The 25212-nt window shown below is 69.9% G+C and carries 22 protein-coding genes; 11 read left to right on the forward strand and 11 right to left on the reverse strand.

What is annotated here, in order from left to right:
• Positions 1-85 precede the first annotated feature (85 nt).
• Positions 86-1153, forward strand: coding sequence for a suppressor of fused domain protein (locus AB0L53_RS36755; RefSeq protein WP_364004178.1), 1068 nt, complete (start codon positions 86-88; stop codon positions 1151-1153).
• Positions 1154-1179: 26 nt separating this feature from the next.
• On the opposite strand, the gene AB0L53_RS36760 is transcribed toward AB0L53_RS36755, so the two are convergent.
• The 4 genes from AB0L53_RS36760 to AB0L53_RS36775 all read right to left on the reverse strand — a co-directional run bounded on the left by AB0L53_RS36760 (position 1180) and on the right by AB0L53_RS36775 (position 3680).
• Complete coding sequence (locus AB0L53_RS36760) at positions 1180-2313, reverse strand: winged helix DNA-binding domain-containing protein (RefSeq protein ID WP_364004181.1); 1134 nt, start codon at positions 2311-2313, stop codon at positions 1180-1182.
• An 82-nt stretch (positions 2314-2395) separates the two neighbouring features.
• Positions 2396-2602, reverse strand: a complete 207-nt coding sequence (locus AB0L53_RS36765) for a DUF397 domain-containing protein (RefSeq protein ID WP_364004184.1) — start codon at positions 2600-2602, stop codon at positions 2396-2398.
• A 92-nt stretch (positions 2603-2694) separates the two neighbouring features.
• Positions 2695-2901 carry a DUF397 domain-containing protein gene (locus tag AB0L53_RS36770; RefSeq protein WP_364004187.1) on the reverse strand — a complete coding sequence of 69 codons (207 nt, stop codon included), beginning with the start codon at positions 2899-2901 and terminating at the stop codon, positions 2695-2697.
• Positions 2892-3680, reverse strand: a complete 789-nt coding sequence (locus AB0L53_RS36775; RefSeq protein ID WP_364004190.1) for a helix-turn-helix transcriptional regulator — start codon at positions 3678-3680, stop codon at positions 2892-2894. Before AB0L53_RS36775 ends, AB0L53_RS36770 begins: the two co-directional genes overlap by 10 nt.
• Before the next feature lie 253 nt (positions 3681-3933).
• Here AB0L53_RS36775 and AB0L53_RS36780 point away from each other — a divergent pair, with 253 nt between their 5' ends.
• The 8 genes from AB0L53_RS36780 to AB0L53_RS36815 all read left to right on the forward strand — a co-directional run bounded on the left by AB0L53_RS36780 (position 3934) and on the right by AB0L53_RS36815 (position 11300).
• Positions 3934-4221: a hypothetical protein gene (locus AB0L53_RS36780; RefSeq protein ID WP_364004193.1), complete on the forward strand. Its 288-nt coding sequence runs from the start codon at positions 3934-3936 to the stop codon at positions 4219-4221.
• Entirely contained in the window at positions 4218-4706 is a 489-nt protein-coding gene (locus AB0L53_RS36785; RefSeq protein WP_364004196.1) for an ATP-binding protein, read from the forward strand. Before AB0L53_RS36780 ends, AB0L53_RS36785 begins: the two co-directional genes overlap by 4 nt.
• 51 nt (positions 4707-4757) lie before the next feature.
• The gene (locus tag AB0L53_RS36790) at positions 4758-5201 is read left to right on the forward strand and encodes a MarR family transcriptional regulator (protein ID WP_364004199.1); all 444 of its coding nucleotides are present in this window, start codon (positions 4758-4760) and stop codon (positions 5199-5201) included.
• On the forward strand, positions 5198-6646 hold the full coding sequence (locus AB0L53_RS36795) for an MFS transporter (RefSeq protein ID WP_364004202.1): 1449 nt from the start codon (positions 5198-5200) through the stop codon (positions 6644-6646). Before AB0L53_RS36790 ends, AB0L53_RS36795 begins: the two co-directional genes overlap by 4 nt.
• A gap of 113 nt (positions 6647-6759) precedes the next feature.
• The gene (locus AB0L53_RS36800) at positions 6760-7647 is read left to right on the forward strand and encodes an NAD(P)H-binding protein (RefSeq protein ID WP_364004205.1); all 888 of its coding nucleotides are present in this window, start codon (positions 6760-6762) and stop codon (positions 7645-7647) included.
• A gap of 126 nt (positions 7648-7773) precedes the next feature.
• Positions 7774-8370, forward strand: a complete 597-nt coding sequence (locus tag AB0L53_RS36805) for a hypothetical protein (protein ID WP_364004207.1) — start codon at positions 7774-7776, stop codon at positions 8368-8370.
• 448 nt (positions 8371-8818) lie between these two features.
• Positions 8819-9895, forward strand: coding sequence for a TOMM precursor leader peptide-binding protein (locus tag AB0L53_RS36810; RefSeq protein ID WP_364004210.1), 1077 nt, complete (start codon positions 8819-8821; stop codon positions 9893-9895).
• Between the two features lie 106 nt (positions 9896-10001).
• A complete protein-coding gene (locus AB0L53_RS36815) occupies positions 10002-11300 on the forward strand; it encodes a M14 family zinc carboxypeptidase (protein WP_364004212.1) in 1299 nt (432 codons plus the stop codon).
• Positions 11301-11473: 173 nt separating this feature from the next.
• Here AB0L53_RS36815 and lanL read toward each other — a convergent pair whose 3' ends face one another.
• Together lanL and AB0L53_RS36825 are read right to left on the reverse strand one after the other, a co-directional pair.
• Positions 11474-14065 (reverse strand): class IV lanthionine synthetase LanL, encoded by a 2592-nt coding sequence (gene lanL / locus AB0L53_RS36820; RefSeq protein WP_364004215.1) that lies wholly within the window; start codon positions 14063-14065, stop codon positions 11474-11476.
• 143 nt (positions 14066-14208) lie between these two features.
• Positions 14209-14379 carry an SflA family class IV lanthipeptide gene (locus AB0L53_RS36825; RefSeq protein ID WP_225289182.1) on the reverse strand — a complete coding sequence of 57 codons (171 nt, stop codon included), beginning with the start codon at positions 14377-14379 and terminating at the stop codon, positions 14209-14211.
• 273 nt (positions 14380-14652) lie between these two features.
• Here AB0L53_RS36825 and AB0L53_RS36830 point away from each other — a divergent pair, with 273 nt between their 5' ends.
• Positions 14653-16542 (forward strand): ABC transporter ATP-binding protein, encoded by a 1890-nt coding sequence (locus AB0L53_RS36830; protein ID WP_364004218.1) that lies wholly within the window; start codon positions 14653-14655, stop codon positions 16540-16542.
• Positions 16539-17420 (forward strand): MauE/DoxX family redox-associated membrane protein, encoded by an 882-nt coding sequence (locus AB0L53_RS36835; RefSeq protein WP_364004221.1) that lies wholly within the window; start codon positions 16539-16541, stop codon positions 17418-17420. The genes AB0L53_RS36830 and AB0L53_RS36835 overlap by 4 nt, the downstream gene beginning before the upstream one ends.
• A gap of 231 nt (positions 17421-17651) precedes the next feature.
• Here the strand turns inward: AB0L53_RS36835 and AB0L53_RS36840 are convergent, their stop codons facing one another.
• From AB0L53_RS36840 to AB0L53_RS36860, 5 genes are all read right to left on the reverse strand, one after another.
• Positions 17652-18668 carry an NAD-dependent epimerase/dehydratase family protein gene (locus AB0L53_RS36840; protein ID WP_364004224.1) on the reverse strand — a complete coding sequence of 339 codons (1017 nt, stop codon included), beginning with the start codon at positions 18666-18668 and terminating at the stop codon, positions 17652-17654.
• 33 nt (positions 18669-18701) lie between these two features.
• On the reverse strand, positions 18702-20918 hold the full coding sequence (locus AB0L53_RS36845; RefSeq protein ID WP_364004227.1) for a bifunctional SulP family inorganic anion transporter/carbonic anhydrase: 2217 nt from the start codon (positions 20916-20918) through the stop codon (positions 18702-18704).
• 118 nt (positions 20919-21036) lie between these two features.
• Positions 21037-22761: a hypothetical protein gene (locus AB0L53_RS36850; RefSeq protein WP_364004230.1), complete on the reverse strand. Its 1725-nt coding sequence runs from the start codon at positions 22759-22761 to the stop codon at positions 21037-21039.
• 183 nt (positions 22762-22944) lie between these two features.
• A complete protein-coding gene (locus AB0L53_RS36855; RefSeq protein ID WP_364004233.1) occupies positions 22945-23466 on the reverse strand; it encodes a YbhB/YbcL family Raf kinase inhibitor-like protein in 522 nt (173 codons plus the stop codon).
• A gap of 736 nt (positions 23467-24202) precedes the next feature.
• Positions 24203-25000 carry an ABC transporter permease gene (locus AB0L53_RS36860; RefSeq protein WP_364004235.1) on the reverse strand — a complete coding sequence of 266 codons (798 nt, stop codon included), beginning with the start codon at positions 24998-25000 and terminating at the stop codon, positions 24203-24205.
• Between the last annotated feature and the right edge of the window lie 212 nt (positions 25001-25212).

Genomic DNA, 25212 nt, shown 5'->3' on the forward strand with positions numbered 1-25212 from the left:
CCGCCCATACCCGGCGAGAGGGCCGAAAAGGCCGAAGCGCCGATGTGTTCGCCGAACAAGACTGTGGTTGGATCCCCGCGTGAATATGATTCGAGCGTTTTCGCCGGAGCAGTACGAGCGTGTCCTGGAAGCGTGGCAGTGGGCCGATATCGGAGACAAGGTCCCGCTCTTCGCGTCCCCGTTCGGGGACGTCTTCCTCCGCTCCGACGACGGCTGCTGGTTCCTCAGCATCGTGCACGGCACGCTGACCCGGTGCTGGGACGGCGTCGAGGCGCTGCGAGCGGAGCTGGACACGCCGGAGGGCCAGGAGCGGTATCTGATGGCCGGGCTGGCCCAGGAAGCCGAACGTGCCGGGATCGTCCCCGATGCCAAACAGGTTTACGACTTCAAGCACCCGCCGGTCGCCGGTGGTCGGGTCGCGGTCGACAACATCGACGCCATCGACTTCGTGGTCAGCGTCAACGTCGCCGGCCAGATCCACGGGCAGGTTAAGGACCTACCGGAAGGGACCCAGATCTCCCTCTCCACGGACCTGGAGGCGGTCGGCTGGGCGGCGATCGAGACGGCGTTGCACGATCTCTACGGCGACACCGAACCGGTGGGCACCTTCGCGCCCGACGTGCCGTACTCGGCCGGCGGTCCCGATCCGTTGGACGCGATCCGGATCTACGCTCGGGACGAGCCGCGACCGCACTGGCACCTGGTGAGCTTCGGGATGTCCGAGCTCTACGAGAAGGTGACCGACGACCCGGAGGAGTCGGGCTGGGGGATCGAGTTCAGTATCCGGGTGGCCCGCGGCCCACAGGACGAAACGCCGCCGAAGTGGCCGGCCGTTCTGTTGCAGCAACTGGCCAGGTACGTCTTCGCGGAGCGGCCGTTCGCGCCCGGCCACACGATCCACGTGGCCCGGGGAACGTTCAACGACCGGCCGGACCAGGAGGCGGACAATCCAACCGAACTCGCGGCGCTCGCGTTCGCCGTCGACCCGCAGTTGGCTGTGCTGGACACCCCGCACGGCCGTGTCACGTTCCTGCAGGTCGTTGCGCTGACCGAGGCGGAGTACGCCGCGGCCAAGGGCGGCAACGCGGCCGCTGTGCTGGAGCGGGTCGAGCGGGACGTACCGTTGCACATCGTGGACCGGGACAGGCGCTAACGATCTTTGTGTGGTGCCGTCACTGCCTAGCTCGTGAGTAAACGGACTTCGGCGCTGGGCAGCTGCTTGGCCCACCAGTGACCGTAGCGGCGATAGACGGTGGTCCCGCGATCCGCCAGGAAGGCCGCCAATGCCTCGGCCTCCGCTGCGAGCCCCTTCCACACCTCCTCGTCCAGCCGGTGGAATGCCGTCGCTTCGATGCCGCCCTGGACCGGGCGCCACACGCCGGCGACGAAGCCGTCGACGAGCAGGGTCGGCAGGACGTCGCCGTTGCGCCGGATGACGATCGGGCGGTATTCGGGGGGAATGACGCGGCTGCGGTCGGAGTAGGCGAGCAGGACGCTGTCCCACATGGGCAGCAGGCGGGGTGGGGCAGCAGTGTCCTCAGCGGGGAGCGGCGCGCCGGGCACGTCGAACAGTGCCGCTCCATCCGGCCCTTCCAGCTCCTCGACCTGGCCGGCCAGAGCCCGCACAGCCGGCCGCAGCACCGACCGCTTGAGCAGGGTGAACTGCGCCATGTCCGGCACCGTGGCAGGGCCGAACGCTTGTAGGTAACGCAGGACCAGTCGCTGTACGGACTTGTCCTCAGATTCCGGACCTGAGGTGGTGCCTGCGTCGAGGAACGAAGACCGCGCACCGAACGACCACGGCCCACCGGTCGGCGCATGGTGCAGAGGCGCGAACGTCCGCAGCGCCCACCACGCACCCCGCTTGGGCTCCCCGTACCTGTCCTTGAGGAAGCCCTCGATCTCGGCGCTGGTACGCGGACTGGCCACGAACTCCGCGAGATGGGGAAGGAGGGCATCGGCGTCGGCGATGGTCAGTCCGCTCGATGTGAAGCGGGAGTGGCCCAGGCGCGCTGCCCGTACCGTGCGCCGCATCGCGGTGTGGAAGTACGGGTAGTCCTCGGCGTGCACCGCGTGCAACGTGATACGCAGCAGTGTGGCCTTGACCACCTCGCGGTCGGCGAACGCGACGTCCAGCTCTTTCGCGTCGAAGTCGGTGAGCCGGTTCCACAGGGCGACATACGGTGACGGGGCCTCCTGCGCCTGCAGGGCGACGAGCCGGCGGACGGCGTCGGCCACGGTCAGCGGTTCGCGCCGTAACAGCAGTTGCCGGGCGAGCGTGGCCCGGTTGAGCTGTCGGGCGGTGAGTCTCATCTCCCCGGTCCTTGTTCTTCGACGGCGGGCGGCCATCAGCGCCTGTCGTCATCCAGCGACGGGGAGCGTGATGTGGATGATTTTAGGGCAAAAGGGGGAAGTCGCCGGACTTGAGGCGGGCGATGAATGTCCTCCACTCGGCGGGGGTGAAGATCAGCTTGGGGCCTTCCGGGTCCTTGCTGTCGCGTACGGCGACTACGCCGGGAAGATTTGTGGCGACCTCCACACACTGGCCGCCGTTACCCGAAGAGCGCGACGACTTCCGCCACACGGCAGCACTCAGGTCCATTTGCGTTTCACTTCCTCGCGATCTTAAAGGCCCCTGGCCATCAGTTCCTGTCGCTCATCCAGCGACGGGAGAGTGTGACGTGGGTGATGGTTTTACGGCAGAAGGGGGAAGTCGCCGGACTTGAGGCCGGAGATGAACGTCCTCCACTCGGCGGGGGTGAAGATCAGCTTGGGGCCTTCCGGGACCTTGCTGTCGCGAACCGCGACTACGCCGGGAAGATTCGTGGCGACTTCAACGCACTGGCCGCCGTTGTCTGAAGAGCGCGACGACTTCCGCCACACGGCGGTGCTCAAGTCCATGCGTGTCTCGCTTCCTCGATCATCTTGAGGGATATGCGCTCAGGATAGGCCCATATTCGTATGGCCTCATAGCGCTCCCGAATTGAGGTCACAATGTCAAGGTCGGCGGTGATCTGCGCCTGAGCCGGTGCGTCCGAGCTGATGACATCGGGTTGCCCGTTCGGGAGTTCCGCGATCATGAAAGGCCCTGCCAGACCGGGGAGACAATCCGGGTCGACAACCTGGATGAACACCGATGGATGCGCCGCGACCTCCAGCAGGCGGTCAAGCTGTTCGCGCATCACTTCCGGTCCACCGACCCGGCGGTGCAACACGCCCGCGTCGAACAGCACGGAGACGAGGGGTGGTCTGCCTCGGTCGAGGATGCGCTGCCGTCGCATCCGGGCCTCGACTCTCTCCTTCACCCCGTCGGGGGTGGCTCGGGGTTCCATGCTGAAGATGTGGCGGGCATATGCCTCGGTCTGGAGAAGGCCCGGAATGAGCAAGGGATCCCACGAGCGCAACACCACAAGCGTCGGCTCGATCTCTTCGGCCCAGTTCCGGAACCAGATGGGGCTGCCGGGCTGGGCAGTGATCCTCTGGTAGAGGTGGGTGAAGGAGACGCCCTCGGCCATGCCGAAGAGCTGGTCCAGCCGTTCGGCGTCGGACCGCGATGGTGTACGGGTCGCCTTCTCCAGCCTGCTCACCTGCGTCTGCGTGCACCCGAGCCGGGACGCCACGGCGGCCTGCGACAGCTCGGCGGCCTCCCGTAGCCGCCGCATCTCGGCGCCGAATCGCACGCGAGGGGACCCCGGGTCGAGAGACGGCATAACGTGCATCACATTTCCCCTCTAATCAGAGAAAAACGGAAACTTTCTGTGAGTGGCTACACCATTTAAACCACGCCTTACCAGCGGCTGTCATTATGCGTGCTGTCCTGGCTTGGTGACTCGATCGCCTACTCGACGCCAAGAAGGCACGCTGAAGCACAGCCTCTCTTTTCTGGCAGCAGATAAAGAAGGTTACCCATGACTTTCTATGGCCGGGGGAGAAATGACGGCGCGCGAACAGTACGAGAGATTCGACCATCTGGCCCGGCTGGCCTGGGATCTGCACGGTCTGGGCATCCGCGTCTCCCTGGGCGTTCCCCTGACCGGCCGGCCGGTTCTGGAGATGGTTTCGGAGAGCGGCGCCAAGGTCCACATCAGCGCCATCCGCCGTCGCTGCGGCTGGGTGTTCACCTGGCGGCCATGGTGGGCGCGGTTGTGGTGGCGTGACAAATGGGTGGTGGCTCACGCGGCCAACGTCGCCGACATCATCGCGGCGGAGGTGAACGCATGAGAAGGCCGCTCCGCCATTGCGACGACTCGCCGAAGGCGCCATTCACGAACGTGCCGCACGCCACTTGGCGCAGGGAATTCCCGGCGACGGCGATATCCGTTCCCGAGGCCCGTGAATGGGTGGGTTCCCTGCTGTCCGTCGGCGTCCCGTCCCCGTTGCTCGACGATGTGCTCCTGTTGCTGAGCGAGGTCGTCACCAACGCCATCACCCACTCCGACTCCGCCCACGCCCTCGGCCAGGTGACGGTCCAGATCACCCGTACCGGCACGACCGTGCGGGTGGAGGTGACCGACGCCGGCTCCGCCACCACCGCGCCCGCTGTACGCGCCCCGAATCTAGAGGACGACGGAGGCCGGGGCCTGTGGCTGGTGGCCCTGCTGGCCGAGGAATGGGGGTTCCACCGCGACGAGATCGGCGGATCGGTCTGGTTCCGGTTGGCCGAGCCGTCTGTTTTGGCTGCTCAACCGCTGGATGGACTCCCGTGAGAAAGACAGTCTAAACTGTACAGTTTGGACTGAACGACTTAAGGTTGAGGAATGGGCGACAAGACCGAGGACGCCTCTGCCGTTCGCACTGCGCGCGCCATCCAGGTGACCATCGGCCGCCTGCGGCGCCGCATCCTGAATGTGAACGATGCCGCGGACATCACCCTCTCCCAGGCGTCCGTCCTTGCCCGGCTGTCCAAGAACGGGCCCGCCTCGGCGAGTGATCTCGCGGCCGTGGAAGGCGTACGCCCGCAATCCATGGCCACCACGGTCGCGGCGCTCTCCCGCCTCGGGCTCGTGGAGCGCCACCCCGATCCCAATGACGGCCGCAAGCAGCTCGTCACCCTCACCGATCCCGGCCGCGAACGCGCCGAGGGCGACCGCGCGGCCCGCCAGGCCTGGCTGGCCCGCGTTCTGGAGGAGCGGTGCACCGAGAGTGAGCGGCAGACGGTTGTGAAAGCGATGGCCGTCCTGGAGAAGCTGATCGAATCATGAGCGATGACAAGCCCCGGGCAGCCGCCGACGCGACGCCGCACACGGGCGGCAGCGAAAGAGGCGGCAGCGCCAGGGGCGATGGCGCAAGGGGCGAGCCGGGTGGGCGGTTCGATCGTTGCCTGATACCGCCGATGATCCTTGGGTCGGTGCTCAATCCGATCAACTCGACGATCATCGCCGTCGCGCTCGTCCCCATCGGCGTCGCCCTCGGGGCCCCGCCCTCGGAGACAGCCTGGCTCGTCTCGGCGCTCTATTTCGCCACTGCGCTCGGGCAGCCGGTCGTCGGGCGCCTCATCGACCTCTTCGGGTCGCGCCGCCTCTTCCTGATCGGCGCCGCCCTCGTCGGCGTCGCGGGCGTCGTCGGGATGTACGCCCCCAACCTGGGCGTCCTCATCGCGGCCCGGGTGGTGCTCGGCTTCGGCACCTGCGCCGGATACCCGGCCGCGATGTCGCTGCTGCGCCGCGAGGCCGACCGTACCGGGAACGATAATCCCCGCGGGGTGCTCACCACGCTCGCCGTCGCCACCCAGACCGTCGCGGTCATCGGTCCCGCGCTCGGTGGTCTGCTGATCGGCGTTGGCGGCTGGCGGGCGACCTTCGCCCTGAACATCCCGCTCGCCGCGGGTGCGCTGATCCTCGGCGCGCTGCGGCTGCCGAAAACTCCGCCCAGCAGCCGCGGCGGCATCGCCGCGCGCCTGGATCTCCCCGGTGCCGGGCTGTTCACGGTAATGCTCATGGCGTTGCTGCTGTTCCTGATGAACTTGAGCCTCGGGTCGCTGTACTTGCTCGCCATCGCCGCCGCGGCGGCCGCCGCGTTCGTGTGGCGCGAGTTGCGCGCCCCCGAGCCGTTCATCGACCTGCGGGTGCTCGGCGGCAACCGCCCCCTGCTCGCCACCTACGCGCGTGCCCTGGTCGCGTACGTCGTCGCCTACGCCTTCCTCTTCGGCTTCACCCAGTGGGTGGAGGAGGGCCGCGGCCTGTCCGCCTCCCAGGCCGGGCTCGTACAGCTGCCGATGTTCCTGCTGGCCATCGTCGTCTCTACGCTCACCGGCCGCCGCGAAGGGGTATGGGGCAAGCTCGTCGTCGGCGCGGTCGGACAGATCGTCGCGTGCGTGCTGATGCTGTTCCTGAACGCGAGCAGCCCGGTCTGGATGCTGCTCGTCGTCGCCTTGGTGTTCGGCGTGCCGCAGGGGCTCAACAACCTCGGGCTGCAGAACTCGGTGTACCGGCAGGCCGATCCGGAGCGCATGGGCGCCTCGTCCGGGCTGCTCCGTACCTTCTCGTACATGGGGTCGATGGTCGCGTCCGCCGCGTCCGCGTTCGCCTTCGGCCGGCACGCCGACACCGGCGGCATGCACGTGCTGGCCTGGGTGATGATCGGCGCCGCGACGCTGTTCCTGCTGATCACGGTCGTCGACCGCAGCCTGGGCCGACTCGTCGTCTGATCCTTTCGATAAGAAGACGATTGCGTATGAATTGCGGACTATTAAGCATGGATCATCTCATCCGCAACTCCTACGGTTGACCATCAGCAGAACCGCTGATGGGAGACATCGTTATGCCGCATCGGATTTTGGTCACCGGGGCGACCGGCACGGTCGGTCGTCAGGTGATAGCGCAGCTGCTGGAAACCGGGGTAAAGGTGCGCGCGCTGACCCGGGAACCGGTCGATCTGCCACCGGCGGTCGAGGGCGTGCGCGGTGACCTGTCGGTCCCTGATTCTCTGCATGCCGCTTTCGACGGGGTCGAGGCGGTGTTCCTGGTCTGGCCGTTCGCCTCGGCCGAGGGGCTGGAGATGGTGCTCAAGCTGATGGCCGAGACCCGCAGGGTGGTGTACCTGTCGTCGGCGGCTGTGCGTGATCATGAACGGCAGGCCGAGCGGCTGATCGGACGGTCTGTGCCGCAATGGACGATCCTGCGCCCGCATGCCTTCGCGGCCAACACTCTGCGCTGGGCCGAGCAGATCCGCGGCGGGGGAGTGGTGCGGGAGCCGTACGGTCAGGCCGCGATGTCCCTCGTGCACGAGCGGGACATCGCCGCGGTCGCGGTGCGGGCGCTGACCCAGGACGGGCATGCCGGCTCCGTGTACGAGCTGACCGGGCCGCAGTCCCTGACCCAGGCCGAGCAGGTACGCGTCATCGGCGAGGTGATCGGCCATCCGGTGCGCTGGGAGGAGACTTCCCCAGAGGACGCGCGGCGGCAGATGCTGGCCCGTGGCTGGCCGGCCGCGGCCGTGGACGGCATCCTGCGGGCCCAGGCCGAGATGACGCTCGGCCCGGCGCCGGTCACCGCCACTGTGGAGGAGGTGACCGCGACCGCGGCGCGCACGTTCCGCTCGTGGGCGGCCGAGCACGCGCACGCCTTCGAAGCCGCTTTCCCGCCGGATCAGCCTGCTGGGCCGGGGCTTCGTACAACTTGGGCCGAGATCATTGACGGGGGTTTGTAGTGATCCTTATGGTTTGCTCGGATTGATCATTATTTGAGCCGGAGTGACCCCTGCGGCTGGCTGTCATCGACGGAGTGGGCCAACTCCGTCGGCAGAGCCACCGGCAACTCCGGAGGATGGTGAGCGGTGCCCGCTGACACCCCGATCGCCAGCCTGATCGAGGCGGTGGAGGACGGGCCGGAGGTTCCCGAGACGTTCGGGCGGCTGCTGCGGGAGAGCGAGCGGCTGCTGAAGGAGACCCCCGGCTCGGCCGACGCCCACTATGTGCGGGGCTACACCCTGTACCTGCTGGGCGCCCACGCCGAGGCACGGGCCGCCTTCGAACGGGCGGAGCTGCTGCGGCGCGGGCACCAGTGGGCGCTGTTCCACCTCATCGTGCTCGCCTACCGCGACGGCGACCACGGCGCGGTGCTCGGCGCCTTCTCCCGGCTGGAGCGCGCCTACTTCGAGGGCGAGGACAAGCTCTGGCGCTACCTGGTGGCGTGGGAGTACGAGCTGTGCTCGGCTGCTCGGCTCGGCCTGGACGAGCACGTCGCCGCCCGCCTGCCGGAGCTGATCGCCGAGTACACCGGCCGCCAGGACGACCCCGAGGAGATCCTGGAACGGCCGGGCAGGCTGCTCCAAGTCTACGGCGAGCAGCCAGACGGGCCGCTGCGCGACCTGCTGCGCGAACAGCTCGCCCTGCTGGTGCCCGGCGGCTGGATCCGCCCCGGCGAGCTCTAGCCGCTCTGTCGCTCAGAGGCGAGCTCTAGCCGCAGCGCCGGAGGCGGTCAGCAGCCCGCGCCTGCTCAGTCTCCCCACCGGACCGCCCGTCGAAGATCTTGACCTTATCCTGCCTCCCGGCGGCGCCTTGACCGGCCTGATAAGGCTTCCCCGTAAAGCCCGTTTCGGAGACGGGCTACTGAACAAACTGGCTCAAGTGGGTCATTTATCCCCAAAGCGGTGGACACTGGCGGTTGGGGAAACTACCTTCCTCGCTCGAGGACATTTCTTCGCTATAGCCCCAAATGTCCCAGCATCATCAGGAGGGGGGACTGCATGGAGATCACGATTGCCGAGATAGAGGCAGTGGAGCTCACGTGCGGTAACAGCAACAGCTGATACTCATCGCGGGATTGGTGGCCACCTGGGTCGCCGATCCCGCGCCTTATTTCTGACGTGGAGCGGATAATTGTCGCGCGTTCTGGTCAACCCGGCGTTTCCCCTGTTCATTGAGGACCGCCGCGAACTAGTCCGGCTGGGCGACCTGCCGGGCACCGGAAAGGTGCTCAAGTCCGCCTCTCCGGCCCTACGCGAGCTGGTACGGCGGTGCGCCTCCACCGCCCTGCCCCGCGAGGAACTGGTCAGCCTCACGGCGGGGATCGGCGGCGTCACGGCGGCCGAGGTGGACCAGGCCATCACCGCTCTGCTCGCGGCCCGGATCCTGGTCGAGGAGCAGGACGTCGAGCTGCTGACGCGCCACGTTCCCACGTCGCGGCAGGCCCTGTTCTTCTCCATGTTCCAGCCCGCGTCTCGGGCCGCCGAGATGGCCGGGGACCTCGCCGGGCGTACGGTGGCCGTCCTCGGCGTCGGCGGGATCGGCGGCTTCGTCGCCCTGCAACTGGCGACCGCCGGGGTGGGGCGGCTGCGGCTCGTCGACCAGGACGACGTCGACGAGTCCAATCTCCACCGCCAATACCTCTATTCGGCGGAGGACGTCGGGAGCCCGAAGGTGTACACGGCCGCCCGCAGGCTCGCCGAGCACAACCCGGAGGTCAAGGTGGAGACACACCACCGCACGCTGACCGGCGCCGGGGACGTCGCGGACCTGGTCGCGGACGCGGACCTGGTCATCGCCACGGCCGACAGCCCGCAGCCGCAGATCCGCCAATGGATGAACGCCGGCTGCGTGGCCGCCGGGGTGCCGCTCCTGCCGGGCGGGTTCAGCCAGCACCTGGGCATCGCGGGGCCGCTGGTCGTGCCGGGGAGCTCGGCCTGCCTGGCCTGCCTGGAGGAGGAGCTGCGGGTCCGTAACGGTGGGTGGGAGCTGCCCGCCATACTGAACCAGGGGCGGAGCATTCCGGCGTTCGGCCCGCTCTGCGCGATCGTGGCCGGGTTCGTCGCCGCCGAGGCGGTCCGCTACCTCACTGGCATGGTGCCGCCTGCCCTCGTCGGCCGGGTGGTCCACTTCGACCTCCTGACGATGGCGACGGCGGAACAGCCCGTCACCCGGCTCGACACCTGCCAGGTCTGCGGGGATCTCGCCTGACGGGCGAGGCCACGTTCTGCGGGGATCGTACGGGGGGCGGGCGAGGTTGCGAAACGTCCTGTATCGGCCACGTGACGTGGCGGCGCGCGCTTGGGAGGCTTCCCCCATGCGCGTGATCCCGACCATCGACGACATGGCCGCGTTACTGCGGGAGCTGTGCGACCGGTTCCCCGCGACCTGCCGCAGACGCCTCGTCGGCGCCTCCCGGCGGGGCGAGCCGCTGGAACTGGTCTCGATCGGGGACGGGTCCCAGAACGCCCTGGTGTTCGGCGGCCCCCACGCCAACGAGCCCGCCGGCTTCCTGACCGTGCTCCGCCTGGCCTCCGTGCTGTGCGAGAACGCGGCGGAGCGGAGCGGGTTCACCTGGCACTTCATCGCGTGCGTGGATCCCGACGGCGCCCGGCTGAACGAGGGCTGGTACGCGGGCCCGTACACGATCAGCCACTACCACCGCCACTTCTACCGGCCGTCCATGAGCGACCAGCCCGAATGGACCTTTCCCATCCATGCCGGGCGCAAGCAGTTCGACCGGCCGCTGCCGGAGACCCTGGCGTTGATGCGGGTCATCGACGAGCTGCGGCCCGTGTTCATGCTGTCGCTGCACAACGCCGACTTCGGCGGGGCGTACTTCCAGATCACCCGTGACGTGCCCGGCCTGGCCGCCGAGCTGGCCTCGATCGCCGCGAGCCAGGGCGTCCCGCTGGACCTGGGGCCCATCGACACCGTCGGCTACCAGGTGGCGGGGCCCGGCGTCACGCTGCTGCCGGCGGCCGAGCACATCGACTTCGTGGAGACGGGCGGCGACGCGCGCACGCCTCGTACGTACGGGGCGTCGAGCTGGCACTACGCCGACCGCTACGGCACGTTCACGCTGATCGCCGAGGTACCCCTGTGGACCACTCCGGGGTGCGACGACCCCTCGGACGCCGGGCTCTCCTTCGGCCACCTGGTCAAGGCGGCCGCGGTACGGCTGCGCGAGGAGATCGAGCCGCTGGCCCGCGCGCGTACGGACGTCCGGCCGCAGTGCGTCGCGCACACCCCGTTCCACGCGGCGGTGGACGACACGCTCGCCGTCTGCGACCTGCTGGTCTCCTCGCTCGAAGGCGCGGTGGACGGGGAGGGCGCCGCCAGGACCGTCACGCGGGCCGAGGCGAGCGGCATCCACGACACGGTGCGCCGCCTGCCGCTGCGGGCCTGCGCCATGTTCCTGCGGCTGCTGGCGGCCGAGGCGGCGGCGGGCAACCGCCCGGCCGACCTGACAGCCGTCCGCGCCGCGCTGGAGGAACGCATGGGGCGCCTCTGCGCGGAGGCCGAGGGCCAGCTGGTCCAGCTTCCCGACCCGCTCGGCCGGATCGTCACCATCCAGACGGAGGCCGCCCTGGCCGCCGCCCGCCGCCTGCGCTGAGCCGGAGCGTTGACCATGCCCGTTCACCGGGTGTCCTCGATGGGGACCTCCGCCATGACGGACCGCTTTCTTCGTCTCCCCCCGAAGGGGGTATTCCTCCAAAAGGTCCCCAGCCACAACGGCCCCGCACACGGACCAAGACGGTCGTGTGACGAAGCACCCCGGGGAAGTGCCTAGGGCAGCCGCCAGTTCGCCGTCCACAGCCGGGAGCCGGCGCGGCGGTCGAGGCGGCGGAGGAACGACAGGACGCCGGACGCGCCGGTCGCCCAGGTGTAGCCGGGCTTGTCGAGGTCATTGCCGGTGAAGACCGGGGCCGTGAGCTCGCCGCCGGCGCGCATCAACATCAGCTCGACGATCTGTTCGGCGCCGCGCCAGTAGTCGTCGTCGCCGGTGGCCATCGCCAGGTCGATCAGCGCCTCGCCGATGCCCGCCAGGCCGCAGCACTGGGACACGACCCAGGCCTGCGGCGCGATGGCCAGGCTCGCGCGGGCGCCCCGCTCCGCCAGGTCGAGGTAGCGGTCCTCGCCGTACGTGCCGGCCGCGTGCGCCAGCGGGCCGAGGATGCCGGAGACGCCCTGGCACCAGGACGCGCCCATGGCCTTGGCGTCCGGCCCGGTGAGCTCGCCGAGCATGGCCTCGGTGGCGGTGGCCAGCGACTCGAAGCGTTCCCTGGCCGCCTGCCCGGCGTCGTGGTCGCCGGTGGCCTCGTGGTAGGAGAGCAGGAACTCCGCGCACCCGGCGGCGCCGTGGGCGAAGGCCATCTCCACGTTGACGCCCGAACCGGCCTGGGCCGGTGCGACCGCGTCCTTGGAGTCCGTCACCTCGCCGGAGACGAGTAACCTGGCGCATTCGGCGGCCACTTCCAGGTGGCGCGGATCCTGTTCCAGCGCGGCCAGCGAGAGGTGCCCCGCGCCGATGCCGGCGACGCCGTGCGCCTGGTCCGCGCGCTGCTCGCCCTCCAGAACGATCGGGCCGGGGTCCGGCAGCTCGGGGACGGCGGTCAGCCGCGCGGCGGCCAGGAACAGCGCCGTTCCCGTGCGGCCGAAGTACAGCGCCGGGGGGAGCGCGGTCGACGGCATGACGCGCGCCGTCCAGCGGGCCAGGTCGGCGGCGACGGTCTTGGCCTCGGGGTGGTGCAGCAGCTCCATGCCGACCCCGGCCGACCCGCCGTAGACGTTCGTCACCGGCGGGCTCGACGTCCGGGCGTCGGCCGGGCCGTCCATCAGGCCCTCCGCGAACCGTACGCACACGCGGGTGGTGTGATCCAGGACCTGCGACAGCAGCGCACCGCTGAACCGCACCCCGTCAGACCGCGACAGTGTACGGCCCGCCCGCCCGGCGCCGACGCCGGTCCTCATGTCGGCCGCGGCCGCCACTCGCTCCTCGGCGTCGAGGCTGAGCAGGCGCGGCAGCAGCCCGACAACGCCCGTCGTGACGCCGGGGAACATCCGCGCCAGGCACATCAGCGTCCGTTCGACGTTCCTGGCCGGGTCGGGATCGATCATGATGGGGTTCATCCCGGTCGCCGAGAAGAACAGCGTCGCCCCGAGCGAGAAGTAGTCGTCGGCGGGCTCAGAGGGGCGGTCCGCCTGCTGGCCGGGCACGCTGTAGCCACGGCTCCACCCGGGCAGTTGCAGCCCCTCGTACCTGCTGTTGCCGAAGTCGATCAGCGTGCAGCGGCCGTCCTCGCCGAGCACCACGTTCTTGGGGGAGAAGTCCCTGACGACGACGCCGCGTGCGTGCACGGCGTCCAGCACCTCCAGGAGCCGGCCCGCCAGCGCGGTGAGGTCCCGGTCGCCGCCGTTCTCGGTGAAGCGGCCTCGCTCGCCGACGAACCGGTTGAGGTCCAGGCTGCCGGCGTCGGTCATGACGAGGAACTCGTCCTCGCCGTGCCGGAAGTGGTCGATCGGCGTGGGGATGCCCGCGACGCCGTCCAGGGCCTTGAGGATGCGAAGGTCGTTGCGCAGGTACATGCGCAGGTCCCAGCCCTCGGCGTTCTCGCCCACGTAGGCGCGGGCCTCCTTGACCACGACCGGCCGGCCGTCGGCGTCCTCGGCCCGGTAGACGTTGCCGCGCGGGCCGCGCGCGACGCCGGACGTGACGCGGTACCGGTTGCCGATGAGCCTGGCGGGCGCTTCACCGGCGTCCGCCCCGGCGGCGCCCTCCCGAGACGAGCCCTCTGGCGAGTCCTGAGGTGAGCCGGGGACGCCGCTCTGCGGCCGGAACGGGTCGGTCGCCCACGGCGGGCAGGAGAACTCGGGTCCCGCCGCGCCCGGCAGGTGCTCGCCGTCGGGGCTGACGATGATCAGCTCGAAGTCGCCGTTCTCGTCCACGCGGTACTGGGGGGCGAAGGGGGCGTACCGGTAATAGACCGGCGCGTCGCGGCGCACCTGGCGATCGCTGACGATGCGCGGCGCGGCCAGCCCCGCCAGCGCCTCGGCCAGCCGGTGACCGAGAGGGACGACCTCTTCGGGCCGCGGGTAGACGGTGATGGCCTTGCCGACCGCGCCCGGGTCGAGGTCTCCGGAGTTGAGCTCCGCGAGCTTCTCGGGCGAGCAGGCGACCTTGAAGTCGCAGGACACGTCGGCCAGGACGGGCAGGACCCGTTCGAGCGTGTCGCCCAGGGTGCCGGGACGGGCGGACACGTGCAGCTTCCAGCCCTGGTTGGGGGTGGTGGCACGCGGGTCGTGGACGCTGACCCAGGTGTCGCCCTCATAGATTTCCCTAGTGTTCGACTCAGCAAAATGGGTAAGGGAAACAATCACATTTACCGTCAACGAGAAAACCCTTCTGCACCGAGCGGCCGGATGCCTGAAGAAAGGCCACCGGAAGTGCACCGATGGCCTTTCCACAGCGGTACGGCGCAAGGAGCGCGCCGCCGCGGAACGCCGAACGCGTTACCGCTCGATTACACGATCGAAGGGCAGCAGGGGAACGTCGAGCAAACGGTACGCTTGCAGGTGTTCACGCAGGCCTGAGGGCCGTGGAGCAGCGCGGTGAGCTCGCCTTCGAAGTCGACGGCGAGGTCCTCGTACTCCAGAACGCCTGCGTCGCGGGGCTCCAGTGTAAGAACGGACATAAGGGCTCCTTCCTTGGCCACCGGTAGGCGGCCGATGTGGGGCTTGAGCCTCGGGACGGCGCTGGATAAGTGCCGTTACCCGTGCCTTGACCGCGATGGGAATCGCCTGTCGCGGCCAAACGGACGCATTATGTTCACAACTCATCAAATATGTCCAGGCATCACGGAACAGGATTCCTTGCCCAGCAGTGCGGAGGCGGAATCGTTTACAAGAGGGCTTTACGGCGACACAACGGTCACTTAGATTGGCTGGGTGATCCCCTGGCTTCCCGCATGAAAGCGTTCTGGAAGAAGCGCACCCCGGACGTCGCGGCGGACAGGTCGGGGCTGGCGCTCGCCTACTGGGAGAGCCATGGCGACGAACTCCTGACGGCGAGCATGGCGAAGATCGCTCGTCGCCTGCCGTACCTGGTGATGTCCGCGCTGCGCATGGCATGGGAGGCGCACCGCCGCGACACGATCATCGCGCTGGCCGGGAACCTGGCGGCCGGCATCTTCACCGTCTACGGCCTGGTCGCGACGTCCGACGTGCTCGCCTCGTTGTTCGCCGGCGGGCCCACGCCCGAGCGCGTCCGGGCAGCGCTGCCCTCGCTGGCGCTGGTCGCGGCCGCCGCCGCGGTGCGCGGGGCGCTGCTGACCGCCGCCACCTGGGCCCAGGCGCGGCTCAAGGTAGAGGTCGAACGGCTGGCCGAGACGCGGCTCTTCGAGCTGACCACCCAGGTGGAGCTGACCGCGTTCGACGACGACGAGTTCCACAACGCGATGCGCAGAGCCCGCGACAGCGGCGTGCCCGACGCCGCGGGCGTGGTCGAGGCGACGATCGCCGTGATCGGCGGCGCCGTCGGCGTGCTGGCCTCGGCCGTGGCACTCGGCCTCATGCACCCGCTCCTGACGCCGCTGCTGCTGGTCACGGTCGTACCCGCGGGCTGGGCCGCGGTGCGGGCGGCGCGCCTGCAGTACCAGGGGTACTACCGGCTGTCGGCCGCGCGGCGGCGCAAGTTCATGCTGTCGGACCTGATGGCCGAGCGGCTGCCCGCCGCCGAGGTGCGCGCGTTCGCGCTGCGCGACTTCCTGCTCGGCGAGTACGCGAACGTCGCCGACCTCGAACAGGACGTGCAACTCGACGTCGCGCGCCGCCGTGCCGTCACCAAAGCCGCAGGCGACGTGCTGACCGGCGCCGCGACCGTCGCCGTCTACGCCGCGCTCGCCGGGCTGCTGGCCGTCGGCGTCATCCCGCTCTCGGTGGCGGGCGCGGCCGTGCTGGCCATCCGCGCCGGCCAGATGTCGCTTGCCGCGCTGGTGCAGATGATGAACCGGTTGTACGAGGCGGGCCTCTACTTCGGCGACTACCTGTCATTCCGCGAGCTGGCCGCCTCGCGCGTGCGACAGCCATCCGGTACGGCGGCGCCGGAACCGTCCGGGCGGCTGGCCGCCGACCAGGTGACCTTCAGCTACCCGGGGGCGAGCGGTCCCACGCTCAACGGGATCAGCGTTGAGGTGGGGTTCGGCGAGGTCATCGCGCTGGTCGGGGAGAACGGCTCCGGCAAGACCACGCTGGCCAAACTGCTGGCCGGACTGTACCGGCCGGACTCGGGGACGATCCGCTGGGACGGCGCCGACCTGGCCGACCTCGACACGCGCGGGCTCATCTCGGTGATCGCCCAGGACCACACCCGCTGGCCGCTGACCCTCCGCGAGAACATCCTCATGGGCCGCCCGCTGGACGAAGGCCGCTTGGCCGCCGCCGCGGCCGCCGCCGGGGCCGACGAAGTCGTGGCCGGACTGTCGCAGGGGTACGACTCGCTGCTCGACCAGCGCTTCCGAGGCGGCCACGACCTGTCGGGCGGGCAGTGGCAGCGGATCGCCGTGGCCCGCGGCTTCTACCGCGACGCCGCCCTGGTGATCTTCGACGAGCCCACCTCCGCGCTGGACGCCCGCGCAGAACACGCCCTGTTCGAGCGCATCCGCAAGTACGCCGACGGCCGCTCCATCGTCCTCATCACGCACCGGCTGGCCAGCGTCCGGTACGCCGACCGCATCTACGTCCTCGACCATGGGCGGGTGGCCCAGCAGGGCACGCATGCCGAGCTGATGGAGGAGGGCGGCCTTTACGCTGACATGTACACCCTCCAGGCCCAGGCATACCGGGACGCGGCCACATGATCGTTCTGTCGTCGGCCTACACGGCGCTGACCGCGGTCCTGCTGTACGCGGCCGTGAGCAAGGCCCGTGACCTGTCAGGATTCGCCGCCGACATCGCGGGTTACCGGCTGATCCCGCAGCGGCTCACGGTCGTCGCCGCCGTCGCGGTGGTGATGGCGGAGCTGGCGGCGGCGGGGCTGCTCACCGCGCCATCCACCCAGCGCTGGGGCGCGCTGCTCGCGGCGGCACTGTTCGCCGCCTTCCTCGCCGCGATGGCATCCGTGCTGTGGCGCGGGCTGAGCGTCGGTTGCGGCTGCTTCGGCGACCACGGCCTCGTCGGCGCCGCCACCATGACGCGTACCGGCCTACTCGCGGTGCTGGCGGTCATGGCCACCGTCGCGGGACCTTCCCCGTTCGCCCCCGTCCACCTGCTGGTGGGAGCGGCGTACCTCGTGTTGACCTTCGCGCCGGCCCGATTGATCGGAGCCGTGGAGCGCGGCCGCGTCGGTCCCCGCACCGGCACCCACTGGGACGTGACCCCGCCTGCGGTGGCCCTCACCTCTGAACGGCCCGGCGTTCTTTACGCGCTGATCGCGCCGACGTGTGGCCTCTGCAGCGCCATGCTGCCCGCCTTCGTCGCGGCGGAGCAGGTGGACGTCGTCCTGGTGAGCGCCGAGGAGGAGGGGCAGGTCCGCGACTACCTGGCGGCGCAGGGGGTCGGGTTGCCGTTGGTCATCGATCCCGGGGTGTTCGACCGTCACGGCATCCCCTGGCCGCCGTACGCCGTGCTGACCGACCGGCAGGGCGTCGTCCTGGCGGCGGGCGGCGCGGCCGAGCCCGCCGCTCTCGATGCCCTGTTGGCCCACGTCCCCTCGGCTCCTGGCCGAACCAGGACTTGAGTATGAGCCGCCGTGCGTGGTGAGGGGCGGAGGTGACCACCCGGCTGTCCCGCTACCACTGACAGCGGATACCTCCGCCCCTCCGGCCCCTGGAATTGAGGACCGGCCGCCGCGCCGGGCCAGGGTGGGGGACCAAGGACTGCCAAGCGCGACACCGTAGACGCTAACCCGCCGCCGCCCAGCGGTCTGTGGACGATTACGCAGAACGGGCGCTCCGCGGCCTATGGACGATTACGCAGAGCGGGCGGCCCAAGCGGCCAGCACCGCCGCCTCCTTCTCGGGCGCGATGCCGTGCAGCGCCTTGGCCCCGTACGACCGCTCCGCCTCGGGTACGTCACGCAGCCACGCCCACGTGTCCCGCACCGTCTCCGCCACCGGCCGTACGCGCAGCCCGGCCGCCTCGGCCTTGGCCGTGGGCACGCTCCAGAAGTTGGCGACCTCGTCCGACGGCGGCCCGCCCCACAGCGGCAGCTCCACGAACGTCCCCACCCCCTGATCGACGAGGAACCGGTCGTCCACCCAGACGAACTCCGCGTCCGACCCTGTCGCCTCCTTGCCCAGTTCCAGCCACTCGCCGTACGTGGTGTTGCCCGCGGGCCCGGTCACCGCGAACCGGTCGGCCGTACCGAGCTCCGCCTGGTCCAGGGTGAAGACGGCGATGTCCCGCGCGTCCACGAGCTGCATCGGCGTGCCCGGATCACCCGGCGCGAGCACCTGGCCGCCCTGGGAGATCCGGTTCAGCCACCACGGCAGCCTGCCGACGTTCTCGTACGGGCCGAGGATCAGGCCCGGCTGCACGATCAGCGCGTTGCCGTCGAACCCCTGCTCCACGGCCCGCTCGCAGCCGCCCTTAAGCACCCCGTAGTCACCGTCGTCAGGACCGGCGTCCGGCGCGCAGTCCCACACCCCCGAGCCCTCGGTGGCGGGCTTGCCGGGGAAGCCGTCGATGGCGGAGACCGAGGAGATGAACGCGTATGTTCCCACATGTCCCGACAGCGCCCGCGCCGACTCGCCGACGACCCGTGGCACATAGCCGGACGTGTCGACCACGAAGTCCCAGGTGTGCCCGTCGGCCAGCCGTTCGAGGTCCGCGGTCACTTCGCGGTCACCCCGGATGGCCGCCACACCGGGCAGATCCGCCCCGCTCTGCCCCCTGTTGAACGTCGTGACCTGATGCCCCCGTGCCAGCGCCTCCTCGACGATGGTTCGTCCCAGAAATCTCGTCCCGCCGATGACCAGTACTCTCATGCCGACATTCTTCGCGTACGACCAACAAACCGGTCATATCTTCACGGAGAGCGTAGACGGGAGGGGCGGCAACATGTGCACCCTGGCGGAGCTGATGTCGAAGTACAGGCCCACCAGCTCCAGCTGTCCGGCCCGCACCTGCTCGTCGACCTTGCGGTAGGTCCGCAGGTTCTCCAGCTGCTGCTGCACGTTGACCTTGCACAGCCGGTCCAGCGCCCCGCCGTCGAGCGGCTCATCCGCGGTCTCGATGAACGTGGCCAGGCTGTGGTAGCCGTGCCGCAGCCAGCGTCGCATCCCCGGCAGGCTGCCCGCCTTCACTCCGCCGCTCAGCAGCCCGCACATCGCCCCGCAGCCCGAATGCCCGCAGACCGTGATCGTGTGCACGCCCAGGACCTGCGTCGCGTACTCGATGGCCGCCACCACCGAGTCGTCGTGCGGCTCGGCGCCCCTGCGCGGCACCAGGTTGCCGATGTTGCGCACGGTGAACAGGTCGCCGGGGCCGCTCGCGGTGATCAGACTGGGGATGACCCGTGAGTCGGCGCAGGTGATGAACAGGTGCGTGGGCTGCTGCTTGCGGGCCAGCTCGGTGAAGATGGGCCGCACCAGCGGAGCCGTACGCCGGTGATACTCCCGCGCGCCCGCCGTCAGCTGGCACTCCACGCTGGCCGGACGGGGACTTCCCGGAGCCGACCCGCCGTGCCGGGTGGGGCGGTGGTGGCGGTGCGACCACGGCAGCCACCACCGCTCCGGCGTCCGCAGCGGTGTCTTGGTCCGGGACAGGCGGGTCCCGCTGGCCGCCATCGCGTACCACTCGTCGTGCAGCTCGTCGATGTCGACGCTGCCGCCCAGCCGCTCGTGGTTCAGCCGCCAGGAGTGGATTGCCTCAAAGGCGGCGTTGTCCATGAAGTCGATGTTCAGGTCGAGGTCCACGGCCGTGCCGGGCGGGATGGCGCGCAGCTCGCGGGTGAGCCTGGGCACGCCCAGGAAAGTGAGCGAGCCGGAGATCGTCGCGTGGACGCGCCCGTCCTGCTCCGGCCGCGTCTTGACGGTGACCCAGGTCAGCCGCCGCAGCGCGAGCAGCGCGGCCAGCGCGAGACCGGCCAGCACCCCCTCTGCCAGCCCGAGGACCAGCACGGCCCCCATCGTCACCAGGTAGACCGGCACCTCGCCGTGGCCGTGCACCTTCCTGACATGGCCCAGGTTGACCATCTGCACGCCGATGAAGACGAGCAGCGCCGCCAGCGCCTCCATCGGGATCAGCTTGATCGTCCAGCCGAACCCGAGAGCGAACACCACCACCCACACCCCGTGCAGGATCGCCGAGAACCGGCTGCGCCCGCCCGCCTGCACGTTCGCGGTGCTGCGGACGATCACGCCCGCCACCGGCAGCCCGCCCAGCGCGCCCGAGACCATGTTGGCCACGCCCTGACCGCTCAGCTCCTGGTCGAGGTCGGTACGGGGGCCGTCGTGCATGCCGTCGACCGCGACCGAGCAGAGCAGCGACTCGACCCCGGCCAGCAGCGCGACGAGCAGCACGGCCGCCACGATCCGGTGCCAGTCGCCGGACGGCAGCACGGGGAAGGCCCAGGAGGTGACGGCGTTGGACAGGTCGATGCGGGTGACGTCCCAGTCGAACGCCCACGCGGTCACGCCGGCCACCAGCAGCGCGACCAGCGGCGCCGGCACGGCCTTGACCCGTTTGGGCAGGCGCGTCCACAGCGCCAGCACGGCGATCGTGAGCAGGCCCACCGCCACCGTGTGGCCGTGCATATCGGCCAGCTGCGCCGGCAGCTCCACGATGTTGGCCAGCGCCGAGCGCTGCGGTCTGCCGCCCAGCACGACGTGCAGCTGGGAGAGCGCGATGACCACGCCGACGCCCGCGAGCATGCCGTGGATGACCGCCGGCGAGACCGCCAGCGCCGCTCTGGCCGCCCGGAAGACCCCGAGCACCAGCTGCACCGCCCCCGCGATCAGAGTGATCATGCAGGTGGCCCGCCAGCCGTACGTCTGCACGAGATCCGCGACGACCAGGGACAGGCCCGCCGCGGGCCCGCTCACCTGTACGGCGGAGCCGCCGAGCGCGCCCGCCACGATGCCGCCCACCATGGCGGCGATCAACCCGGCGGCCAGGGGGGCACCCGAGGCCATCGAGATGCCCAGCGAGAGGGGCACCGCGATGAGGAAGACCACGAGCGAGGCAGGTACGTCGTACCTGAGCGTGCTCAGCACGCGACTCAGAGTGCCGATCATACGTCGAACCCTATTGCCCCGCGTGCCGGGGGCTTAAGGGGTCATCGGCGGCTTTACAGATTAATGAGTGGCCGCCGTCACTCGTCCGCCGTTCGGCGGTCGGCGTGGTGGTCGCCGATCAGCGGTAGTAGTCGGGGAATTCCTGCTCGGGGGTGGTGCGACGGTGCCCGCCGCTGTTGCCCTGGGCGCCGCCGTTGCGGCCGCCCTGCCGGGAACCCGCCTCGGGCGTGCCGCCGTAGTTGGGCCAGGCGGCGTTGTTCGCCGGCGGCTCGCCCCAGCCCGCCGGCATCTGGCCGGGCGGAATGCTGGTGATGTCGCCGGTCTCGTACGCGAAGGTCTGCGCGATCTGGCCGGGCGGGAGGCTGGTGATGTCACCCGTCTCGTACGCGAAGTGCTGCGGCGCCGGCTGCATGGGCGGGGCCGACAGCACGTCGTCGTAGGCCGAGACCGCTCGCGCGGGCGCCGTGGGGGTGCCGGTGGCGGGGGAGGGGCCGGTCAGCGGGTCGGAGTCGTCAGCCACGGCCCAGCCGGCCCGTACCTCATAGGAGGCCGGATAGGAGGAGCGGGGGGCGGCGGCGGGCTGCTGCGGCTCGAAGGCCGGCCAGGAATCGCTCGACGGCGCGGCGGGAGCGGGGTCGTCGAGGATGTCGTGGTGCTGCAGCGCGGGCCACGAGCCCGACGCCGTCGGCACGATCGGCGGGTTGGTCCAGGTGGTTTCCAGCGGGTCGGTGTTGGCGCCGTAGACCGTGAACGGGACGCCGGCCTGCGCGCCGCCGATCGGAGAGACCGGCGCGGCGGGGAACGAACCGCTGGTGGCGGGCGCCGGTGTGGCGGGGAACGAGCCGCTGCCGCCGACGGCGGGGAAGGAACCGCTGGTGGCCGGTGTGGCGGGGAACGAGCCGCTGGTGGTGGCCGGGCTGTTCGTGCTCAGCGAGGTGCCGCTGCCGACGGCCGGGAAGGAACCGCTGCCGGCCCCGGGCTGGGGCGGCGTCACCTGCTGCGCGCCCACGCCGAGGATGCTCATCACGTCGGGCGGCGTCGGCGCGGAGAACGTCACCGTGCGCTGGTCGGCCAGTTCGGCGGCCGTCGGGGCCGGACGCTGCGCCGACTCCACGAGGTCTGCCAGACCGGACGAGCCGGACGAGGCGGCCGCGGCGGCGGGCCGCTGGGAACGCGAACGCTGGGATCGCCCGGGAAGCGGCGCCTGGACGGTGGCCGCGTTGGGGTCGACGGCGGTGACGGGCTCGCGCTTGGCGGGCTCGCGCTTGCCGGGCCGCTCCCGCTTGGCGGCGGGCCGCTGCTGCTCGCGCTGGGCGCTGGGCTGCTTCTCGCGCTCCCGCTCCCGCTCGGCGGCGGCTCGGGCGGAGGGGGTACGCGCGGCGGGCCTCTGGGCGGGCTTTTCCGCGGGCCGTTCGGAGGAGCGCTCCGAAGGACGCTCGACGGGGCGCGAGGCGCCCTTGCGCGCCGCGACCGTGCCGCCGGAGCCGAAGCCGCCCTCTTCCGCGTCGCTGCGGATGTTGGCCCAGAACTCCTCGTCCTCGACGTCGGTGTGGGGGTTGCCCCACTCGTCCACACCGCGCTTGCCGCGCTGGCCGGTGCGTACCGGTTTGGCCTTGGCCTCGCCGATAGGACTGAAGTCAGGGCTGAAGTTGTTCATGCGCGGTTCGCTCTTGGAGAACTCGTCAGTGGACCGCGTCTGAGTCCTCTCATCCTTCTCGGCCATCTGCTTCAGCCGCTCGGGAGGCAGAGAGCTCTCCCGACGGTTCATAGAACGCATGCCCAGTGCCACGACGACGAGCACGAGGAGCACGACAGCGACCAAGCTGACTACGACCGCGATCATTGCACCACCCTCAAAGCCATGGCCTCCCTGCGGCACCGGTGAGATCGCGCGGCCATCGACGCGACCTTCCCCCTTTGATCACCAGCACCTAGCGATTGGATCTGATTGTGTCGGACCACTATGAGCGTTGTCACACCCTACGTGAAGAATTGGTAACTATTACTACGTTTAGTGAGCGTTGTCTCACTGGATGTTCACCACCGTGAGCCGGCCGCGGGCAATGGTCTGGTCCGCGATCTTTCTCAAGATCTCGGAGAGGGGGGCGCCCTCCTGGACATCGACCTTGCCGTTCAGCGAGTAGACGCTGAAGCGGTAGCTGCCCTTCTCCACGCAGGGGGGCTGGTAGCCCGCCTTGCCGCTGGTCACCTTGGCCTGGCTCGCGCCTTCCGGCGGGCTCGCGGCGGCGTTCGGCCCCAGCTCGGTCGTCGTCGCGGGGATGTTGTAGAGCACCCACTGGACGGCGGATTCTGATGGTGAGAGAGAGTCGACCACGATCGCGATCGACTTGGCGTCGGGCAGAGGCTCGCTGGACCAACGCAGAGGCGGACTGCCCTGAGCGCCCTTGCAGGAGAATTCGCGCGGCAGCGGTTCGCCCGCGCGCAACTCCGGGCTCGAGACGTTGATCTCGGCGATCTCCTTGGCCTGGGACCTTCCGATGAGGAAGTCGCAACCGGACGACGCGAGCACGACAGCCACCGCTGTCACAGAGACAGCGATGTGTCTCACGCGTCTTGCCGTGTTACACAGCCCCATGCCGCATGATGCTACGCGGCTATCCGCCGTGCGCCGACCGTTTCGCGAGGGTCGGTGGTCGGTAAAGGACCGTAAAGCGGGTGCAATGCGGGCAAGATAGGAGTGAACTTCGCCACATCCATGACCTTCGCCGCCCTCGGCCCGCAGACGGCCCGGCGAGGCCGGGAACCGTGGGGATCGCCGGGGAACCGGGTCCCGGCCTGCTGGTTCTCGTCGCCGTGACGATGGCCGCACCCGACCGGCCGATCGAACGGGCGAGGGGGACGGCCTGCCCGGCGGGTGCGGGGGGACGCGATGCGCGTCCAGTCCGTTCGGCCGGGCACCGCGCTCACTAAAACCAGGTGCCCAGGTACGCGGACCCGGCCTCGGCCGGCCGCCGGTGGGTGGTGTCCCACTGGGCGACGGATCCACGATCCCGCTGTATGGGCTCTACCGGGGACGAACAGGACCGAGTGAAACCACACCGCTCTGCGGGACGCCGTCCATAGGCGGACAGGGACGGACACGGGCGACAGACGCGGACCTTGCGGGAAACGGGCCCGGACACGGACCCGGACGGATGGATCCGGCCGGACGGACCTGGATTCGGACCCGGACGGACCAGGACCGACTCGGACACGGACCCGGACGGACAGACGGTCGGACCCGGACGGGACCAGGTCTCACGCGTGATTGCGGAAGACGCTCCTCATACGTGGCTACGGAAGACCCTGATCGCCAGTGGTGCGAACACGACCACGAACCCCGCCGACCACAGCAGCGAGACCAGCGTCGGCCAGGCGATCTCGCCGCCGATCAGCAGGCCGCGGATCGCGTCGGCCAGGTAGGTCACCGGGTTGACATCGGACCAGGCCTTCAGCCAGCCGGGGAACGTGTCGGCCGGTACCAGCGCGCTGCTCGTGAACGTCAGCGGCATCATCGTCGAGAAGGAGATCATCTGCACCTTCTCCGGACTCGACGCTTTGAGCCCGATCAAGACCGACATCCACGACATCGCCAGCGCCACGACCACCAGCAGCACCAGCGCCCCGAGCAGCCCCGCCACGCTGGTCGTCACCCGGAACCCGAGCACCATCCCGAACCCGACTAACAGCGCGAACGCCCACACCTGCTTGAACGTGTCGGCGATGATCCGGCCTGACAGGGGCGCGGTGCGCGCGATCGGCAGGCTGCGCAGCCGGTCGAACACGCCCTTGGTGATGTCGGTGTTGAGCCCGATCGCCGTGGACAGCGTGTAGAACAGGGCGTTCTGGACCAGCAGGCCCGGCAGGGCGAACTGCAGGTAGTCGCCGGTCGAGCCGGAGATGGCACCGCCGAACACGTACGTGAACAGCAGCAGGAACATGATCGGCTGGATGCTGAGGTCGAGCAGCTCCCACGGGTTGTGCTTGATCTGCACCAGGCTCCGCCAGGCCAGCGTCATGGTCTGCCTGACAGTTGCGCCGGGACCGACCCGGCCGGGCAGGGTCGTCGTGATGGCGGTCATCAGGACCTCCCGTGGATATTCCGGCGTTCGCGCCGGGGAGGAAGCGGGAGTGGGAAGGCCCTGGAGGGCTTGAGTGTGCCCTGAGGTTCACCGTTCATTGGTGGTCTCCTGCCTTGCGGTGTAGCTGTAGCCGTCGGCTCTTTGGAGCAGGCGGATGTGTTTGTGGTTGATGCCTTGGCGGGTGCCGGTCGCGGTGGTGATGTTGAAGGAGC

Origin of the sequence: Nonomuraea sp. NPDC052129 (assembly GCF_040680095.1) — a bacterium.
Classification (GTDB): Bacteria; Actinomycetota; Actinomycetes; order Streptosporangiales; family Streptosporangiaceae; genus Nonomuraea.

Coding starts and splice junctions, on each gene's coding strand:
- AB0L53_RS36815 (WP_364004212.1), top strand. CDS start 10,002: ATGCGCGTGATCCCGACCATCGACGACATGGCCGCGTTACTGCGGGAG.
- AB0L53_RS36830 (WP_364004218.1), top strand. CDS start 14,653: ATGAAAGCGTTCTGGAAGAAGCGCACCCCGGACGTCGCGGCGGACAGG.
- AB0L53_RS36780 (WP_364004193.1), top strand. CDS start 3,934: ATGACGGCGCGCGAACAGTACGAGAGATTCGACCATCTGGCCCGGCTG.
- AB0L53_RS36845 (WP_364004227.1), bottom strand. CDS start 20,918: ATGATCGGCACTCTGAGTCGCGTGCTGAGCACGCTCAGGTACGACGTA.
- AB0L53_RS36765 (WP_364004184.1), bottom strand. CDS start 2,602: ATGGACCTGAGTGCTGCCGTGTGGCGGAAGTCGTCGCGCTCTTCGGGT.
- AB0L53_RS36850 (WP_364004230.1), bottom strand. CDS start 22,761: ATGATCGCGGTCGTAGTCAGCTTGGTCGCTGTCGTGCTCCTCGTGCTC.
- AB0L53_RS36760 (WP_364004181.1), bottom strand. CDS start 2,313: ATGAGACTCACCGCCCGACAGCTCAACCGGGCCACGCTCGCCCGGCAA.
- AB0L53_RS36835 (WP_364004221.1), top strand. CDS start 16,539: ATGATCGTTCTGTCGTCGGCCTACACGGCGCTGACCGCGGTCCTGCTG.
- AB0L53_RS36800 (WP_364004205.1), top strand. CDS start 6,760: ATGCCGCATCGGATTTTGGTCACCGGGGCGACCGGCACGGTCGGTCGT.
- AB0L53_RS36860 (WP_364004235.1), bottom strand. CDS start 25,000: ATGACCGCCATCACGACGACCCTGCCCGGCCGGGTCGGTCCCGGCGCA.
- AB0L53_RS36770 (WP_364004187.1), bottom strand. CDS start 2,901: ATGGACTTGAGCACCGCCGTGTGGCGGAAGTCGTCGCGCTCTTCAGAC.
- AB0L53_RS36755 (WP_364004178.1), top strand. CDS start 86: ATGATTCGAGCGTTTTCGCCGGAGCAGTACGAGCGTGTCCTGGAAGCG.
- AB0L53_RS36825 (WP_225289182.1), bottom strand. CDS start 14,379: ATGTCCGTTCTTACACTGGAGCCCCGCGACGCAGGCGTTCTGGAGTAC.
- AB0L53_RS36840 (WP_364004224.1), bottom strand. CDS start 18,668: ATGAGAGTACTGGTCATCGGCGGGACGAGATTTCTGGGACGAACCATC.
- AB0L53_RS36790 (WP_364004199.1), top strand. CDS start 4,758: ATGGGCGACAAGACCGAGGACGCCTCTGCCGTTCGCACTGCGCGCGCC.
- AB0L53_RS36795 (WP_364004202.1), top strand. CDS start 5,198: ATGAGCGATGACAAGCCCCGGGCAGCCGCCGACGCGACGCCGCACACG.
- AB0L53_RS36785 (WP_364004196.1), top strand. CDS start 4,218: ATGAGAAGGCCGCTCCGCCATTGCGACGACTCGCCGAAGGCGCCATTC.